The 18,182-nt window shown below is 54.7% G+C and carries 15 protein-coding genes; 5 read left to right on the forward strand and 10 right to left on the reverse strand.

All coding sequences use genetic code 11. The annotated features are described in order from the left end of the window. Positions 1-133 precede the first annotated feature (133 nt). Positions 134-760 (forward strand): nucleotidyltransferase, encoded by a 627-nt coding sequence (locus AC2VLR_RS04290; RefSeq protein ID WP_486880999.1) that lies wholly within the window; start codon positions 134-136, stop codon positions 758-760. Between the two features lie 48 nt (positions 761-808). On the opposite strand, the gene AC2VLR_RS04295 is transcribed toward AC2VLR_RS04290, so the two are convergent. From AC2VLR_RS04295 to AC2VLR_RS04310, 4 genes are all read right to left on the reverse strand, one after another. Beyond that, positions 809-1,732 (reverse strand): DMT family transporter, encoded by a 924-nt coding sequence (locus AC2VLR_RS04295; RefSeq protein WP_486881000.1) that lies wholly within the window; start codon positions 1,730-1,732, stop codon positions 809-811. 91 nt (positions 1,733-1,823) lie between these two features. Continuing rightward, a complete protein-coding gene (locus AC2VLR_RS04300) occupies positions 1,824-2,897 on the reverse strand; it encodes an NADH:flavin oxidoreductase/NADH oxidase (RefSeq protein WP_486881001.1) in 1,074 nt (357 codons plus the stop codon). Continuing rightward, entirely contained in the window at positions 2,894-3,622 is a 729-nt protein-coding gene (locus tag AC2VLR_RS04305) for a dienelactone hydrolase family protein (protein WP_486881002.1), read from the reverse strand. Before AC2VLR_RS04305 ends, AC2VLR_RS04300 begins: the two co-directional genes overlap by 4 nt. Positions 3,623-3,673: 51 nt before the next feature. Beyond that, entirely contained in the window at positions 3,674-4,282 is a 609-nt protein-coding gene (locus AC2VLR_RS04310) for a TetR/AcrR family transcriptional regulator (protein ID WP_486881003.1), read from the reverse strand. A gap of 146 nt (positions 4,283-4,428) precedes the next feature. On the opposite strand from AC2VLR_RS04310, the gene AC2VLR_RS04315 reads away from it, so the two are divergent. Continuing rightward, entirely contained in the window at positions 4,429-5,664 is a 1,236-nt protein-coding gene (locus tag AC2VLR_RS04315; RefSeq protein ID WP_215844304.1) for a hypothetical protein, read from the forward strand. Positions 5,665-5,679: 15 nt separating this feature from the next. Here AC2VLR_RS04315 and nadC read toward each other — a convergent pair whose 3' ends face one another. Genes nadC through AC2VLR_RS04345 form a run of 6 tightly spaced genes read right to left on the reverse strand, consistent with a single transcriptional unit; the run spans position 5,680 to position 13,746 of the window. Next, positions 5,680-6,507, reverse strand: a complete 828-nt coding sequence (gene nadC, locus AC2VLR_RS04320) for a carboxylating nicotinate-nucleotide diphosphorylase (RefSeq protein ID WP_486881004.1) — start codon at positions 6,505-6,507, stop codon at positions 5,680-5,682. Further along, complete coding sequence (nhaA, locus tag AC2VLR_RS04325; protein WP_486881177.1) at positions 6,504-7,871, reverse strand: Na+/H+ antiporter NhaA; 1,368 nt, start codon at positions 7,869-7,871, stop codon at positions 6,504-6,506. Before nhaA ends, nadC begins: the two co-directional genes overlap by 4 nt. A 2-nt stretch (positions 7,872-7,873) precedes the next feature. After that, complete coding sequence (locus AC2VLR_RS04330; protein WP_486881005.1) at positions 7,874-10,702, reverse strand: valine--tRNA ligase; 2,829 nt, start codon at positions 10,700-10,702, stop codon at positions 7,874-7,876. A gap of 9 nt (positions 10,703-10,711) precedes the next feature. Continuing rightward, positions 10,712-11,791 (reverse strand): hypothetical protein, encoded by a 1,080-nt coding sequence (locus AC2VLR_RS04335; protein WP_486881006.1) that lies wholly within the window; start codon positions 11,789-11,791, stop codon positions 10,712-10,714. A 16-nt stretch (positions 11,792-11,807) separates the two neighbouring features. After that, positions 11,808-12,233: a DNA polymerase III subunit chi gene (locus AC2VLR_RS04340; RefSeq protein ID WP_486881007.1), complete on the reverse strand. Its 426-nt coding sequence runs from the start codon at positions 12,231-12,233 to the stop codon at positions 11,808-11,810. A gap of 13 nt (positions 12,234-12,246) precedes the next feature. Continuing rightward, positions 12,247-13,746, reverse strand: a complete 1,500-nt coding sequence (locus tag AC2VLR_RS04345; protein WP_486881008.1) for a leucyl aminopeptidase — start codon at positions 13,744-13,746, stop codon at positions 12,247-12,249. A 109-nt stretch (positions 13,747-13,855) separates the two neighbouring features. On the opposite strand from AC2VLR_RS04345, the gene lptF reads away from it, so the two are divergent. The 3 genes from lptF to AC2VLR_RS04360 all read left to right on the forward strand — a co-directional run bounded on the left by lptF (position 13,856) and on the right by AC2VLR_RS04360 (position 18,157). Next, entirely contained in the window at positions 13,856-14,977 is a 1,122-nt protein-coding gene (gene lptF / locus AC2VLR_RS04350; protein WP_486881009.1) for an LPS export ABC transporter permease LptF, read from the forward strand. Continuing rightward, positions 14,974-16,050, forward strand: a complete 1,077-nt coding sequence (lptG, locus tag AC2VLR_RS04355; RefSeq protein WP_486881010.1) for an LPS export ABC transporter permease LptG — start codon at positions 14,974-14,976, stop codon at positions 16,048-16,050. The genes lptF and lptG overlap by 4 nt, the downstream gene beginning before the upstream one ends. 118 nt (positions 16,051-16,168) lie before the next feature. Continuing rightward, positions 16,169-18,157 carry a dynamin family protein gene (locus AC2VLR_RS04360; protein ID WP_486881011.1) on the forward strand — a complete coding sequence of 663 codons (1,989 nt, stop codon included), beginning with the start codon at positions 16,169-16,171 and terminating at the stop codon, positions 18,155-18,157. Positions 18,158-18,182: the final 25 nt, after the last annotated feature.

Consider the following 18,182-nt stretch of genomic DNA (forward strand, 5'->3'; position numbering starts at 1 on the left):
AAAGGGGAGACTCGAACTCCCACGCCGTGCGGCGCTGGAACCTAAATCCAGTGCGTCTACCAATTCCGCCACTCTCGCTTACGCGCTATCTTATGCGTTATAGACCCTGACGACAATCATCGGAGTGCCGCCCATGAGCAAGACCCAGCAATCCCAGCGCTTACGCCGTTTGCTGGCGGTGGAATCGGCGCGGATCATGGCAGAGGAGGGGGTCGTCGATTTTCGAGTGGCCAAGGAAAAAGCGGCGCGCCGCTTGGGGACGGGGGGCGATGCCCGACACCACTGGCCGAATAACAGTGAAGTGGAAGTGGAGCTGCAGGCCCGACTGAATCTTTTTCATGGCCCGGATCATGCCGCAGATCTGCGCCAACTACGCGAACAGGCACTGCAAGCCATGTTGTGGCTGGAGGACTTTCAGCCGCGCCTGACAGGGCCGGTGCTGAGTGGCACCGCGACCCGACATGGGGTTATCACCTTGCACCTGTTTGTGGATACGCCGGAAAGCGTGATTTTCTTTTTGATGGACCAGAAAACGCCCTACGAAGAAAGCTGGCAGCGCCTGCATTTCGGTGATGCTCCGGCGGAAGATTATCCCTGTCTGAAAATAGAATATGGTGGAGCGGAAATCCGGCTGGTCATTTTTGGTCTGGACGAAGATCGCCGTAGTCCGGCTTCACCGGTGGACGGCAAGCCCCTTAAACGGATCGGGGTGGCGCCATTACGCAAGCTGCTGGAAGAAACGCAATACACTGCGGTCTAAGGGTGTCTGGACCGCTTTTTTCCTGATACCAGTTTATTGTTTGCCAGTTTATTCCTGGCCTGTGGGCAGAATGGCGGATTTTTGTTCCTGGGGACGCAAATGCTGCCAACTAACCAGGGCCAGAGCGATGAAAATGCAGACCATACCCACAGCCTCCCAGCCCCCGGGCGTTTCTCCCAATTGCAGCCAGGCGGCGATCACGCCAATGAGAGGGGCGGCCAGGGTGCCCATTCCGGCAATCCCGGAAGGCAGTTTTTGCAGGGCGTAGGCCCAGAGAAAATAAGCCAGAGCAGTTCCAGGAATGGCGTTATAGATCAGGGCACCGACAAAAACCGGGGTCCAGTGGACGGTGAGCGGATCTATGCAGAGCGTCATGACAATCAGCCCCAGTCCGCCAAAAATCGTTTGCCAAAGGGTGCTGTTAAATAAATCCATACCAGGAGGGGCATAACGCTTTTGCCAGAGGGCCGAGGCCGCCCATAAAATGCCAGAAATCAGGGCGATCACACTCCCTGCCCATTCGCCGCTGAAACTCCAGGGCTTGAGAATGGCGATCAGACCCAAGAGCGCCAGTACCACCGCCGGCCATTGCCAGCCGTGGAGTTTTTCGCTTAGCAAGGGCCAGGCGAACACGATCAGCCAGAGCGGCATCATGTAGACGAGAATGGCGGTTTTCCCAGCCCCGCCATATTCCAGTGCCCACAGGGCCAGACCGATAAATCCGGTGGTCTGGAGCAGGCCGAAGGGAATGATGTAGCGGGCAGAGGGCATGGATAATGGTCGTTTCATCCAGAGCATCAGGGGAATGAGAACAAGCACACTCAGCCAGACGCGCAGGGTGGCAAAAAGCAGGGGCGGGCAGTCAGTAATGGCGACTTTCATGACCACCCAGTTATATCCCCAGATCATGGAGAGCAGGGCCAGCGCGGCTAAAGGCATCAGGGCGGCTGGCGATTTTTGATCAGAGGACATCAGTCAATGACTCCGAATATAGAGAAAGCCGGGACAGAAATCCGTCCCGGCAACTGCAATGTTCACTACGGCAATGGGGTTAGAAAAGGCGTCAGCGCAATTTCGCCCGATCATATTGCTCAGGCCACTGCAAGTCTACTCCCAGTTCCCGGGCGGCATGCAGGGGCCAGTAGGGATTGCGCAGTAATTCCCGGGCAAGGGCAATGCCATCTGCCTGTTCGTTGACCAGAATATGCTCAGCTTGCATGGCTTGGGTAATCAGCCCGACGGCTACCGTAGGGATGCCGACTTTTTCGCGAATATGTTGGGCAAAAGGTGTTTGAAAGCCGGGTCCGGCAGGGATGACGGCATCGGGGGTCATTCCGCCGCTGCTGCAATCGATGACGTCTACGCCTTTATCCTTGAGGTGTCCGGCAAGAACCGTGGACTGTTCCAGATCCCAGCCGCCGGGTACCCAGTCGGTGGCGGAGATGCGTACCCACAGCGGCAGATGCTCAGGCCAGACGGCGCGCACGGCATCGGTAATTTCCAGAGGCAGGCGCATCCGGTTTTCGAGGCTGCCGCCATAGGCATCTTCCCGTTGATTACTGACTGGTGACAGAAAACTGTGCAGGAGATAGCCGTGGGCCATGTGCAATTCCAGCACCTCAAATCCGGCTTGCAGAGCGCGCTGTGCAGCGGCCACAAAGTCCTTGCGGACTTTTTCCAGATCCTGGGTATCCATGGCTTTCGGGACGCTGTGACTGGAACTGAAAGGGAGGGGGCTGGGACCTAGCGGTAGCCATCCCTGTTCTAGGTTCGCGGCAATGGGAGCGCCACCATCGAAAGGTGCCTGGGTGGAGGCTTTGCGTCCGGCGTGGGCAATTTGTATGGCTGGCACCGCGCCCTGCTTTTTCATGAATTGGGTGATAGGTGCTAGCGCTGCAGCCTGCTGATCATTCCAGATACCCAAATCCCGGGGCGAAATGCGACCTTCGGGGCTGACTGCGCTGGCTTCGGCCATGACCAGTCCAGCGCCACCTACTGCCCGGCTGCCCAGATGGACCATATGCCAGTCACTGGCCACGCCATCGGGTGTGGAGTACTGACACATGGGGGCAACGATGATCCGGTTACGCAGGGTGACGCTGCGCTGGTCCCAGGGTGTGAATAGCTTGTGCGTCATGCAGATCTCCCGAGATATTGGTGAAAATGATCCAGGGTCAGGCGCCAGCCCTCTGCGGCCGCTTCCGCGCGGTAACTATCGCGCGGATCAGCAAAAAAGCCGTGGGGAGCACCGGGGAACAGGGTCAGGGTGTAGCGCTTTTTGGCCGCACTCAGGGCAGTGGCAATACGTCCATGTTCTTCCGGAGTGATGGAGTTATCATCAGCCCCATAGAGCAGCAGGAGGGGTGCCCGCATCTGGTCGACCAAGTGGAGTAACGGTTGGCGACCGGCCGGATCCTGGTCGGGGGCGATACCACCACCGTAAAAAGCCACGGATGCACCGAGCTTGTCGGCATGCACCGCATTCGCCATAAAGGCAAAACGCCCTCCCATACAAAAACCCACGGCACCGATGGCATCGCTGCGGACTTCTGGACGTTTGTGCAGTTCGGCAATGGCCAGTCCGGCTTCCTGCATGGCGAGATCATCTTTCAGGGTTTTGAGATGCCCGATGGCATTCTCGAAATCGCTGTATTCATAAACTTTGCCATGATAGAGATCAGGAACGATGGCACAGTATCCGGCGCGGGCAAATCTTTCGGCGACATCTTGAAAATGACTGTTCACCCCAAAAGCTTCGATAAAAATGACGACACCGGGATGGGGACCGGGGCCGCCGGGACGGGCGTACCAGGCACGCAAGTCCTGATCCAGTTGTAGCCATTCGGAATGTATTTCAGACATGACTTTAACTCCTTATTCGGACGTGAAAAGGGTGATGGTAATACTATGTGTTCAGACAGCGAGAGATTGAATATAGACTTGCAGCTGTTTGAGGCAGCGCTGATAGGCCGCTACAGACTGGGCATTTTTCCCGAGGCCGACACAGCCCTCAATAGAGGCGACAATGAAAAGAGCGATATCCTGGGGGGCGGTATCTGCGCGAACTTTTCCTGAGGCCTGACCTTCCTTGAGCGCCTCGGTAACCACTTCCACCCAGCGTTCGATAATTTTTTGCAGACCCTGGCGAAAGGATTCATCCAGAGGGCTCATTTCCTGAATCAGATTATTGAGGGGGCAGCCGTAGCGAATGACGGATTCATCGGCGGAGGCAATTTTTTCTTCGATGAGTTTGAGCAGACCACGGATGGGATCACTATGCTGGGCGAGCATGTTGAACCAGCGACCTTCGAGTTGGGGGCCAATCACTTCTTCAATCACCGCAAGACCGAGATCCCGCTTGGTGCCGAAGTGGTGATAAAGGGCGCCTTTACTCACCGAGGTGTTGGCAAGAATGCGCTCCAGACTGGCCGCCTGAAAGCCCGATTCTAGAATTTCGGTGTAAGCAGCATCGAGCAAATCATTGCGGGTTTGCTCCGGATTGCGGGTTTTACGTTGAACCATAGTCATCATGGGTGATGAAGATACCGACTAAGCGGTATATTGTCAATTATGGCCTTATCCTTCATAGGGAAAAACTCCTGCGGCACTTGGGCAGAAATCTGTGCCGCGTTACACTAAAGCTGTCTGGTGGAGAGGATGGTGAATGAATGAAAGCATCAATGGATTTCAAGCGGCAGGGTGACAAGCAGAATTCGGCTTTTTTTGAGGAATGGTTGGGACGTTTGCTGGAGGATCGGGATCGGCAGGGACTCACGGAGAATATCGGCCGGATTGATGCCCTGATGATTACCGTGGAGCCGGGCCATTCTGCCGCCTATGTCCATGAACTTTGCTTGATGACCCCGTATAATTATCTGGTAACTCTCGAAACCGACCAGCATTCCACCCATATTCTCCGCATTGATATGAATGCGCCCGATGTACTGGTGCGTGAAGTCAAGGACCCCGGTTTGCACGGCATCTTCCGCAGCTTGAATGAAGTGTATCCGGTGGGTGCCAAACGCCCCAATTCCCGCTATATGGGCGAAGTCTTTCAGGTCAAAAATCTCCATGAGGTACTGGAAGTCCAAAAAAGCCGGGAAATCCGCTTTTTCAACCAGGAGCAGGTGCGGCATCTCGAGTTGCCGGGCAACATGGCCATCGTCAAGCCCTCTCCCTATACCCACAATATTGTCGCTTACTGGGAACGCCCTGATAATGACATCCGGGTGTATTCCCTGGGCCTGTCTTCCATTCGCGATGATATGCAGGTGGCCTTTGAACAGGCCAAGCTGCTGCGGGAAAAACTCGGTCTGGATCAGTTGCTGCTGCCCATTGATCATCTGGCCACCCGGGTGTACAGCCAGAACCGGGAAGTGGCCATTCTCGAATATCTGACCTTATCCAGTTATTATTATTGGGGTTCTTACGATATTCCCGATCAGAACTCTTCCACCAATGTCACCAAGAGCGTTCATTACGACAATGTGTTGAACAGTCCTGCCAAGGTATTTACGGCGGCCAACCATCCCTACTTTTGCAATCATCTGATCGGTCAACCTTCACCGACCGAAGCCTTTGTGCGGAATTTTGGACCACGTCTGCATCATCTGGCGGTAGGCGTCCAGGATGGTCATACCAATAATCAGATCAACATTGATTATGTGGTGGATGCCCTGCAAAACTGCGGACAGAAATTTCTCCTGCAGGTGATTGGGTCGGAGCAGGAAGGCTTGAAGCAGATTTTTTCCAGCGCTTCGGAACACTCCTCCCTGATTGTTGAATATGTGCAGCGTTTTGGCGGTTTTCAGGGCTTTTTTACCAAGGAAAATGTGGCAGACCTGACCGCCGCAGCCGGAGCGGACGAAACTCTGCGCAGTCTGGATGCTGAAGCCCGGGCCTGAAAGCCTCCGGGCCTGTCAAAAATAGCGCAGGGACAAATCCAGGCTCTGCAGATTGCGGGTCAGGCTGCCAACGGAGATGAAATCGACGCCTGTTGCGGCCACCGCAGCAATATTGTGCAAGCCCATGTTACCGGATGCCTCCAGCGGAATTTTGCCATTCACCCGCTGGACGGCACTGCGCAGGTTTTCCAACGTGAAGTTGTCGAGGAGGATCATGTCGGCACCGGCGGCCAGGGCCTCTTCCAGTTGCTCCAGATTTTCCACCTCAATTTCGATGCGGGTCAGGGCCGGAGCAAGGGCCTGAGCGGCATGGAGTGCGGCCGTAATGCTGCCACAGGCGGCGATATGATTTTCCTTGATGAGGATGCCATCAAAGAGCCCGAGTCGGTGATTATGACCGCCCCCTATCCGCACTGCATATTTTTGTGCCTGACGTAAGCCGGGAATGGTTTTACGGGTGTCCAGCAGGTGGGTGCGGGTGCCTTGCAGTAATGCCACATAATCCTGCACTGCTGTAGCCGTACCTGATAAGGTCTGCAGAAAATTCAGGGCACAGCGTTCGCCGCTGAGTAGCGCCCGAGCCGGACCTGCAATGATGCAGAGCTCCTGGTCGGCTATAACGGCGGACCCTTCGGCAACCTGCCACTGCACATGCAATTGTGCAGACAGGGCGGCAAAAGTTGCGGTCGCATAAGGTTGTCCGCAGACAATACCGGGCTCCCGGCTGATAATCCGCGCTTTGAGCATTTGCCCTTCAGGAATCAGGGCGGCGGTCAGGTCACCACTGCCCAGATCTTCGCGCAATGCCTGGCGGACAACGTCCGGGAGATCTTCAGGAATCATTCCAGCTCCTTGATTTTGTTGCCGACCCAAAAAAGCCAGAGTAGCCCTATACAGGCAGCCGTCAGGGAGGCCAGCAAAATTCCCAGCTTGGCTTCTTCCACCATGTGCGCATCCTTGAAGGCAAGATCACTGATAAACAGAGACATGGTAAACCCTATTCCCGCCAGCCAGGCAGCACCCAGCAGATGGGGCCAGCGCACTCCACCGGGCAGGCGGGCGAGCTTGATTTTAATAGCTAACCAACTCGTCAGGGATATTCCCGCAAATTTTCCGAAAACCAGCCCCAGAAAAATTCCCAGAGTGACGCGACTGAGTAACATGCCGCTGTTGACGTGCGCAAAGTTGATGCCGGCATTGGCCAGAGCAAAAACGGGAATCACCAGAAAAGTCACCCAGGGCTGGATGCGATGTTCCAGATGCTGCTGGGGCGCAATGGCCTCGGCGCTGCTGTGTTCAATACTCTGAATGATGCCCGCCAGTTTGCCATTGACCAGGGGATCCAGGCGCTTGCTGTGAATGATGGTGTCACGCAGGTTTTCGCTACGCGCACTGAGGGTATCGGCCAGTTGATCGGGACGAATCCGTCCTCTTGCGGGAATGGTAAAAGCCAGCAGAATCCCGGCGACGGTGGCATGGATGCCCGACAGCATCACAAAGTACCAGAAGGGCAGACCCAGAATCAGGTAGGGTAGTACCTTGCGTACCCCGCTTTGATTGAGCAGCACCAGGCCCAGGAGCAAAAGGCCGGCAATGAATAAGGCCGTCAGGCTTAAGGAAGGCGTATAAAAAATAGCAATGACCAACACCGCGCCCAGATCGTCGGCAATAGCCAGAGCGGTCAGGAAAACAATCAGATTACGGGGAATGCGCCAGGCCAACAACACCAGAATGCCGATGGCGAAAGCGATATCTGTCGCCATGGGAATGCCCCAGCCCCCGGCTGCCAGCCCACTGGGATTGATCTGATGATATATCAGGGCCGGTGCCAGCATACCGCCCCCGGCGGCAATAATGGGCAGGGCGGCATCCCGCAGCGAGGATAATTCTCCGACCAGAAATTCCCGCTTCAGCTCTAAGCCCACCACAAAAAAGAAGACCACCATCAGCCCGTCATTGATCCAGTGGTGCAGGCTCTGGTCCAGCACCCAATGGCCCCAGTGGATGCCGAAATGCTTTTCCCAGAAGAGGTGATATTGGGTATGCCAGGGTGAATTGCTGAGGAAGAGGGTGAGGACGGTTGCCAGAATCAGGATGATTCCGCCTGCCGTTGCCCGCCGTAGAAACTGTTCGAAAGGCGAAAAGACCTTGCCGAAAAGGAGCTCCAGCGGGTAGTAGTGATTCTGGAGGGATGGCGTATCCGGCATTTTCACAGTTGTTGCAGGCGGGCAGCCTGTTCGGCCAGTTGCTCCAGGGCGGCTTCGATTTCCCGCAGGCGCTCTTCCTCCTTGGCGACGACCTCCGCCGGAGCGCGACTGCGGAAACTTTCCTGCCCTAACTTGGCCAGGGTTTTGCTGCGATCAGCCTCCAGACGTTGCTGTTCCTTACCCAGGCGAGCCTGCTCTGCGCCCACGTCAATGACCCCTGCCAGGGGCACGAGAATTTTGAGCTCAGCCAATAACTGCAGAGCGGCTGGTGGCACTTCGGTACTGTCCGGCAGCCAGTCCAGGCTGCTCAAACGGGCCAGGGCAAAAAGCCAGGGTTGGTAATGTTCGGCACGGCGACGATCCTCGGCATCTCCGCCCTGCAGGAGAACCGGCAACAATTTTCCGGGAGGAATGTCCATTTCGCCACGCACCGAGCGCACGGCACGGATGAACTGGATCAGCCATTCCGTGTCTGCATCCGCCTCGGGATCCACGCGCTGCAGGTCGGCTACCGGGTAGGGTGCCAGGGCAATGCTGCTCCCGCTTTTGTCGAGCATGGGGGCAATACGTTGCCAGAGCGTTTCCGTAATGAAAGGCATCACCGGATGCAGCAGACGCAATCCGGCTTCAAGCACCTGCAATAGGGTGTTGCGGGTGCCGCATTGCTGGGCGGCGGTGAAAGCGCTATCCGCTCGCAACACCGGCTTGCACAGTTCGATGTACCAGTCGCAGTAGTCGTTCCAGAAAAACTGATAGAGCGCATGGGCCGCATCGGCAAAACGGTACTGATCAATGGCATGGTTTACAGCGGCCTCGCAGTGCTGCAGGCGGCCGATGATCCAGCGTTCCGGGGCCATCAGGGTCTGATCGCCCTGTAACAATCCTGTTTCTGGTACCTGCATCATGGCAAAACGGGAGGCGTTCCAGAGCTTGTTACAGAAATTACGGTTGCCTTCGACGCGCTTCAGGTCAAATTTGATGTCCCGGCCCTGGGTGGCCAACGCAGTAAAGGTAAAACGCAGGGCATCGGTACCAAAGGCGGGAATGCCCTCGGCGAACTCCTTGCGGGTGGATTTTTCGATTTTAGCGGCCATTTGCGGCTGCATCAGCCCCCGGGTGCGCTTGCTGACTAGATCCTCCAGGCTGATGCCGTCGATCAGGTCTATGGGGTCCAACACATTGCCCTTGGACTTGCTCATTTTCTGGCCTTCGGCATCGCGCACCAGGCCATGAATATAGACTTCCTGGAAGGGTACTTCATCCATGAAGCGCAGACCCATCATGATCATGCGCGCTACCCAGAAAAAAATGATGTCGAAACCGGTGACCAGCACACTGCCCGGGTAAAAACGCGTCAGATCCGGGGTTTTTTCCGGCCATCCCAACGTGGTGAATGGCCACAAGGCCGAGCTGAACCAAGTATCCAGCACATCCGGATCGCGTTCCAGCACCACCGGCATGCCGTAATGGCGGCTGGCCTGGCTTTGGGCTTCTTCTTCATGACGGGCCACAAAAATTTTCCCGTCTGGACCATACCAGGCCGGGATCTGATGACCCCACCAGAGCTGTCGGGAAATACACCAGTCTTCAATGCGATGCATCCAGTCAAAGTAGGTTTTGTTCCAGTTTTCGGGGACAAAACGAATCCGGCCTTCTTCCACGGCCTTGATGGCAGGCTCAGCCAGCGGCGCAACCCGCACGTACCACTGATCGGTCAGGTAAGGCTCGATGACCGCCTGGGAACGATCACCACGGGGCACCATCAGTTTATGGGGGTCGGTTTTAACCAGCAGACCTTCGGCTTCCAATAGGGCAATGATCTGTTTACGGGCGGCATAGCGGTCCAGACCCTGCAATGATTCAGGAATGGCTTCGGCTGTGGTTTCGCGTATATCGGGGCCGGCAAACACTTCCAGCTGCTCGCGGATGCGGGCGTCCGGGGTGAATACATTCATGAGCGGCAGATGATGGCGCTGACCCACCTGATAGTCATTGAAATCATGAGCCGGGGTGATTTTGACGCAGCCCGAGCCAAATTCCGGGTCCACATACTCATCGGCAATAATGGGAATCTCGCGGCCCATGATGGGCAGGCGCAGGGTTTTGCCGATCAGGCTTGCGTAACGTGGATCCTCGGGATGGACAGCCACGGCGGCATCACCCAGCAGGGTTTCCGGACGGGTGGTGGCGACCACCAGAGAACCACTGCCATCACTGAGGGGATAGCGGATATGCCAGAGGTATCCGTCTTCTTCCTCGCTGAGCACTTCCAGGTCGGAAACCGCTGTGCGCAGGACCGGGTCCCAGTTGACCAGGCGTTTACCGCGATAGATCAGGCCCTCATCATGCAGTTGCACAAACACTTCGGTGACCGCCCGGGACAGACCGCTGTCGAGGGTGAAGCGTTCCCGGGTCCAGTCACAGGAAGCACCCAAACGCCGCATCTGCCGGGTAATATGCCCCCCGGAGCTATGCCGCCACTCCCAGACTTTTTCCAGAAAAGCGCTGCGGCCCATTTGATGACGATCGCCACCAGCCTGGATAATCTGGCGTTCCACCAGCATTTGCGTGGCAATGCCGGCGTGGTCGGTGCCGGGCTGCCAGAGGGTTTCTTCGCCACGCATCCGGTGAACCCGGACCAGAATATCCATGAGGGTATCCTGAAACGCATGGCCCATGTGCAGGTTGCCGGTGACGTTGGGCGGCGGCAACATGATGCAATAAGGCTGCGCGCCAGCGCGGGGCTGAAATACGCCTTCCTCCTCCCAGTGTTGGTAACAGGTGGCTTCAATCTCGGCGGGAGCAAAGGGGCGATCTAAATGGTCAGTCATGAGCCTTCATCAGTCAGCTTCGGTGGGAATGATTTGTTCCAGGCCATTATGCAGAACGCGCTGGAGGATTTCCGGGAGCGATTTGCGCATCTCCTGGGCAAGGCTTTCACGCAGTTTTATCCCTTCCAGGGCCAGGGTCCGCATCATGGTCAGACTTAACTGTTCTTTCCAGATCTTCTGCAGATGTTCGATCATCTGCTCTTCCATTTCGTTCATGACCCGTCTTTCTATTTCCTGAAATAATAGTTGCTCAAAATCCTTGAGAAAATCAAGATCAAAGGGGGTTTTTTCGAGAGCGGGTTCCTGGGTGAAGTGCCCAGTGCTGTGAGGGATTTCTGCAGGCTCTTGAATGGGTTCTTCGTGGATAGGTTCATCGTGTTGTGAACGAACAGATTCTGCAGAAGGTATATTTTCTGACTCGTGAGTAATAGGGGTTGATTCAGGATCGTTTCGGGTGAAAGCTGGCATGGCAGCCGTATCAGCCGTATCAGCCGTATCAGCCGTATCAGCCGTATCAGCCGTATCAGTAAATATGGGCTCCATATCCCTATCAACAGGCGAGCTCAGTGAGCTTGATTCATGGTTGTCCGGAGCTGGCTTTAGCTTATCGCTAACAATGCCGGGAACATGAGGCTCAATATCAGCATTCAATTTTTCATCTGCGGTCGTTTCGTGTCTGGAAGCTGTATATTGACTAAGTCCTTCACGCATCCGCGCCAATGCTGCTTCAAGATCATTGTCTTCGAAATCCTTTGGTGCTTTGCTGATTTCTGGATCCTTCAGGTATGCACTGCTTTGGGTATAACGAGGGGTACTTGCAGGGTCTGTGGCAGTTGCAGCAGCCGAGGACCTTGCCTCTTCCCATTGCATTGAAAAAGTTTTTTCGGTGGAGGCTGGTTTATTGTCCAGAGTCTCTGCGGGTTGCTGACTTTGGAGCTTTTTAGATTCTTTTGTAGATTCTATGGATTCTTCATGCCGCCAAAGAGGAGGGGGCAATCCTTCCCTCACTATATTGGTGAGCAGCAGGGGAGCGTCTTCGTTTTCTTCCAGAGCTCCTTCGAGCACGGGTTCCTTACGGTTGTGGTTCATGGCGATTTTTCTCCGCTCAGGCTTCCAGGGCGTGTACTTGCAAAGTGTATCCAAGGCTTTTTAACTGCTTATATCGTTCTCTGGCTTGATTCCTGGCCTCGGACGCGACCGGAATAAAATCCACCAGCCGGTCAGATCTGGGTAACGCTGTAGGCAACTCGGATATGTTGCATAACACTGTCACTTTACAACACTCCGGCCAAGGATCTTGGTGGAATATTCGCACAGGATTACCGACCCCTAATCCATGAGGAATAAAAGCATCGGCTTGAAAAACCCAGAGTGTATTATCCAGGCTATGGGCAGTTTCCAAATTGTCACAAAGAATATCTGCTTCCCCGGCAACTTGCCAGACCTTGTGGATAACACGACAGATGCCCCGCAGCTGCTCTTGCGGGGTCAACAGGGTTGCGGGCAAATCGTAAAAGGAAGCAGTAGGCAATCTACACCCGGTTTCAGGCAGCGTGATGCGCCCGGTGAAGCAGATACTCTACCAGCAAGGAGACTGGACGACCGGTAGCTCCCTTGTTTTCGCCGCTTTTCCAGGCGACTCCGGCAATATCCAGGTGCGCCCAATGGTAGTTTTCGGTGAAGCGCGATAGGAAAGAGGCGGCCGTAATGGTACCCGCAGGCCGGCCACCGACATTGGAAAGATCGGCAAAAGGACTCTTCAACTGTTCCTGATATTCCTCGTACAGCGGCAATTCCCAGGCCCGATCCATGCTTTCTTTGCCAGCACGGATCAGGTCATGCACCAGGTCTTCGTTATTGCCGAGAACCGCCGCAGTCTGATGACCCAAAGCAATGATGCAGGCGCCGGTCAGGGTAGCCATGTCAATCACTACATCGGGTTCAAAGCGTTCTACATAGGTGAGGGCATCGGCGAGAATCAGGCGGCCTTCGGCATCGGTATTGATGATTTCCACCGTCAGACCCTTCATACTCTTGTGGATGTCGCCGGGTTTGGTGGCCTGGCCGTCGGGCAGGTTTTCCGAAGCCGGAACCACCGTAATGATGTTCAAGGGCAATTTCAGTTCGGCAGCGGCCTGAATGGCAGCAAGGGCGGAGGCGCCGCCGCACATGTCGTACTTCATCTCGTCCATTTTGTCGGCCGGTTTGAGGGAGATACCGCCGGCATCAAAAGTCAGCCCCTTACCCACAAAAACAATGGGAGCCTGTTCATCCGAGCCACCCCAGTATTCCAGAATGATCAGGCGGGGCTCCTGTCGGGAGCCCTGAGCGACCCCAAGTAGCAGCCGCATACCCAAGGCCTCCATAGCGTCAGGGCCTAAAATCGTGCTTTTGATGCCGGTGCGTTGTGCCATGGCTTCGGCTTGCTCAGCAAGCCAGATGGGAGTACAGATATTACCCGGTTCATTGGCCAGATCTTTGGCCCAGGCGACAGCCCGGGCAGTAGCCAGAGCTTCGGTGCAGGCACGCTTGACTGCCGCTTCTTCCTCGTCTCCCCCGGATACGTGGATATGCAGCTGAGTCAGGCTGCGCCGGGGCTTTTCTGAAGGTTCCTTGTGATGATCAAACTGGTAATCACTATCCATTACCGTTTGTACCAGGATTTTACTGAGGGCGGCCGGAGAGCGGCGGGCTACCGGGGTGTCCAGCAGATAAAAACTGGCTTGTACTATTTGTGCCTGCCGCAGGGCTTTGCTGGCGCCCTGAATAGCCTTGCGGAATTTGCTGTCGCTGAGTTTGCCGTGTGTGCCCAGGCCGAGGACCATCACCCTTGGGGTGGCCAGACCAGAGAGCTTATACAATATTTGGGTTTCGCCACATTGGCCGGTGAAGTCGCCGGTGGCCAGAAAAGACTGTATGGCTCCTGCACTGGCTACATCCACCAGGGTGGCCCCCGGACTGAGAATGCCCTGTTCATAAACACCGATGACTATGCAATCGTTATTGTCAGCACTTGGTTTGAGGCTATGAATGGCTATCTCCACGGCAAATCTCCTGATAATCTCTAGGTGAGGAATTTAATATGAACCAAAGTATACAAAGTAAGCCCCAAAGCGGTCGCGAATCAAGACTTGCCTGGCAAAAAAAGCTCTCATGACCCGCATTCGCTGGCAAATCATCCGCAATGTGACGGTCACTTTTCTGCTGACCTGTCTGGTCATTCTCGCCATTCTGGCCATCGGTCAGTTGACCCAGCTCTTGAAGCAGGTGGCTTCAGGGCAATTGCCTCTGCCCATTGTTCTGCAACTTCTGGGGCTGGCTGTACCTACCTTGCTGGTGACAGTGTTGCCCCTCGCCTTCTTTTTTGCGGTTTATCTGGTTTTCAATAATCTTTATCGTTCCAATGAGATGGTCGCCATTCGCAGCACGGGTACGGGGCTGATCGGGTTGTTACCGGGAGTGGCGTTTGTGGTCGGAGTGGTGTTTTGCCTGGAACTGGCTCTGTCCTTATCCTGGGCCCCTGCCGCCCAGCGCACGCTACAGGCAGAATCTGAAAGGCTGGCCAATGCCGCCGCCGAAGCCATGCTTCAGCCCGGTAGTTTTACCTCCTTGCCGGGGGGGCGGGTGATTTATGTAGGTTCGGCCATAGGCAAAAACACCCACCGCTACCATGAAATCTTTCTGTCCATTGCTCACGGCAAACAATCGGATATGGCTTCGGCAGCCTATGGAGAAATTATTCCGGGAAGTGACGGTGGACTGAGTCTGGTGCTGATTGATGGTCAGCGTTATCTGGGGTTACCGGGACAGAATGGTTTCAAGGTGCTGTCCTTTGCGCGCTATCGGGTGATGCTCGGGAGCACTGTGGCAAATAATAACCAGGCAGGCGGAATCAACTGGACTAGTGCTTCTCTGCCAACCTTGCTGAGTCACATGCAAGACCAGGACCAGCGCTATGCGGTGACCGAACTGCAATGGCGGCTGATATGGCCTATCGCTCTGCCACTGCTGGCGTTACTGGCGATACCGTTGGCCTACAGCGAACCGCGCGGTGGCGGTCGGGCGGCGGGCATGTTGCTGGGCGTTTTATTGCTGCTGGCCATCAATAATATATTGATTTACTTCAAGGAACACATGATGGCCGGGAAAATGCCACTGTATCCCGGATTTTTCTGGGTGGTGCTGTTTATTGGCGTCATCGCTTTTTACACCTTCTGGCGTAGAAATCGGGATCTTGGCCTGCTGCCCGTTTTGTTCAGGCAGAGAGTGTCATGAAACGCGCTGATCGACTGCTGTTTACCGGCCTGCTGTCCTACAGTGGGGTGGTTCTGGTGTTATTGCTGGGACTGGTCTATGTCGCCCAGCTCATTGCCAAATCATCGGGTCCCGGACATGGGGTCTGGAACATGGCGCGGCTGATGCAATATGCGGCGCTGCAACTGCCAGATGTCGCCTATGATGTCATTCCCCTGGCCTTGCTGCTCGGTACGCTGATCTGGTTGAGTATTCTCAGCGGACATTCTGAGGTGGTTGCCTTGCGAATGTCCGGCTGGTCATTGTGGCGCCTGGAACAACCCCTGCTCCTGGTGGGTTTGATAGGAACCCTGTGCATGTTTGTGCTGGGTGAGTGGGTGATTCCGGTGACAGCGCCCGCCGCCGAGGCCATGTGGGCCAATGCCAGTCAGCCGGGGGCTGGATTTCATAATATGGGAGAACAGGGGCTCTGGTTGCGTCGGAATCATCAACTGATCCAGATTGGCGCCGTGGGAAATGACGGTAAATCGTTGCAGGATTTGCGTATGGTTTCTCTCAGTCCGGGTATGGTGGAATTAAAAACCCTGACCAGCGCCAGCTCTGCGCACTTTGCCGGCGGCCACTGGGTTTTGCAAGACGTTGCAATTTCGTCGATTACGCCGGAGCGGATACAAATTCGTCATGAGTCAAGTCAGCCCTGGAGCATTGATCTTCCACCCTCCACCCTCAGCAGTTTCGCCCATCCGACGCGGACCATGACCTTGCCAACGCTCTGGCGCAACTATCAGCATCTCCAGACCGGGGCCCTCAAGATGAACCGCTTTGCCCTGGCCTTCTGGCGGCGCTTGAGTTACCCATGGGTGGGACTCATCATGATTCTGCTGGCAGTGCCTTTTGTTACCCGTAATCCTCGGGGAGGCGGCCTGGCAGCGCGGATCATGGCCGGTCTGATCCTCGGGCTGGGCTTCCATTTTCTGACCGAAATGTCAGGGTATATCAGTGTATCAGGCGGTATCAGTCCATCTATAGCGACTATTTTACCCATTGCATTATTTGCGATTATTGCTTTTTTTCTGCATCGCATGGCGGAATAGAAATTTTTCAAACCCTTTTTCATTGTGGCAAGATCACTTTACATTATAATGTCCTTGATTCGACCGGAAGCGGCCAAGCCAATCTCGGATGATCTGTTGCTTGTATGGAGAGAAGAACATGTCCCTGCCTTTGCTTGTTGAGCGTTTGCGTGAATATCATCAATGGCGCTTGCACATCGCGAATGCTGTCCACCAAATTGCCAAGCTCTCCGTAGAGTTGGAAATTCTTCCCAGCGGTACCATGCTGCGAATGGATAATCTTTCCCGGGAAATTGCCAGTGACCAGCTCCGTATTTCCTTTTTCGGTGAATTTGCCCGAGGAAAATCCGAATTGATCAATGCCCTGTTTTTTTCGGACTTGGGCACGCGCTTGATGCCTTCCGGTCCCGGACAAACGACCATGTGCCCGGTGGAAATCACCCACAGCCATGAGAGTCCATCCTTGCAGCTCCTACCCATTCGCAGTCGGACCCTCCATGATTCTGTCGATAAGCTCAAAAAGATTCGTGATCTTTGGACGTTCTTTCTGCTGAATCCTGAAGATAGAAAAGACTGTAGCGAAAAGATGGCGCAATTGACGGAAACTCTTTGCGTACCTCTGGAGGAGGCACGTAAATATGGGCTATGTGCACAAATCAAGGAGTTTGGCGGGCAAACAGAGGCTACTCATTGTAGTTCTTGTGGTGAGGGCAAAGTAAAAATTTCCCGTTGGCGCTATGCGTTATTGCAATGGGCGCATCCAGTACTGGAAGCAGGACTGGTCATATTAGACACACCAGGCCTTAATTCTCTGGGAAGCGAAGCTGATTTGGGTCTGGAAGCAGCCCGGGGTGCTGACGCTTTGATATTTGTACTGAGCGCCGATTCTGGTGTGACCCAGAGCGATCTGGCCATATGGGAGCAGTCCTTGGGCCGTAATGCCATGCAGAATCAATTGGTCGTACTGAACAAGGTGGACACCCTTTGGGATGATTTGCGTTCTTCTGAAGAAGAGGCCACAGCTATTTTGATGCAGCGGGAAAGAACCGCAAAGAGCTTGAATTTAAACTTGGAGCAGGTCATTGCCGCTTCTGCGCAAAAGGGTTTGTTGGGGCGGATACGCCAGGATCAGGGCTTGTGCGAGCGCAGTGGGCTGGCTGAACTGGAGAATGCCATCGCCGAAATTCTGATTCCAGGAAAGCGAGCTTCCATTCTGTCCAGTGCGCAAAGGTTGATCAATCGGGTAGTCATTGATCAGCGGGTACTCCTGGAAGAGCAGGTTAAAAATCTCTGTGGTGAAATTGAAAGTATGGAGCGTCTGCAGGCGCAAACGGGAGAGCAATTACCCCGGTTGCTGGAAAGACAGCAAAAGCTGATGCGTACTTTTGCCGGGGACCGCGATACCTTTATTATGAAAGAAAAAGAATTTCTGGAATCAGCCAACACCTGGTTGCTGCAGGCACTTTCTTTGGAAAAACTGGATCAGATTGTAGCTGCTGCGCGTGCGGAGTTGCTTGCAGCCTGGACTACTGTGGGTATTTATGAGCGATTCTCAAAGTTTTTTGAGGAAACCATTGCCCAGTTTGACAATGCACTGGAACGTGCCAACCGCTTGTCGGCGCTGATGCTGGATGCCTATCGGGTACTGGAGCAGCAGTATGGCTTACCTAAGCTGGATACCATGCCTTATGCTATACTGCCCCGTCGGGCAGAGCTCTTGGCAATGGCGGATCGTTATGAGCGATTTGGCAAGCGTCTGGAAATTGCGGCCTCTACCCAGGGGTCTGTAGTGCGCAAGGCCTTTTTTTCTCTCGCACAGCAAGTTGAAGCTTTTGTCGAGGAAACCCGGAAAGATTTGCGTAATTGGGTCAATGAGTCTCTTGATCTAATGAATCGGCAGCTGGAGCTTTTTGCCACGCAGTCCAAGGAAAAATTGACGGCATTGGAATCCATTGTCGACTCATCGGCCAACATTCAACCGCGTATTCAGTCCCTGAGCCAACAACGGAAAGTCAAAGAAGATAATTTGTCGGCGCTCAATGATACTTATGCGTCACTCTGCAGTTTACTGCAGATGGATAGAGATGTTGCCCTGCAAAAAAATCATGCTGAAGCATTTTTGGCTTAAAAAAATCTGCTTATTACAAGTGGAG

It is taken from the genome of Acidithiobacillus sp. TH-A117, assembly GCF_057473465.1.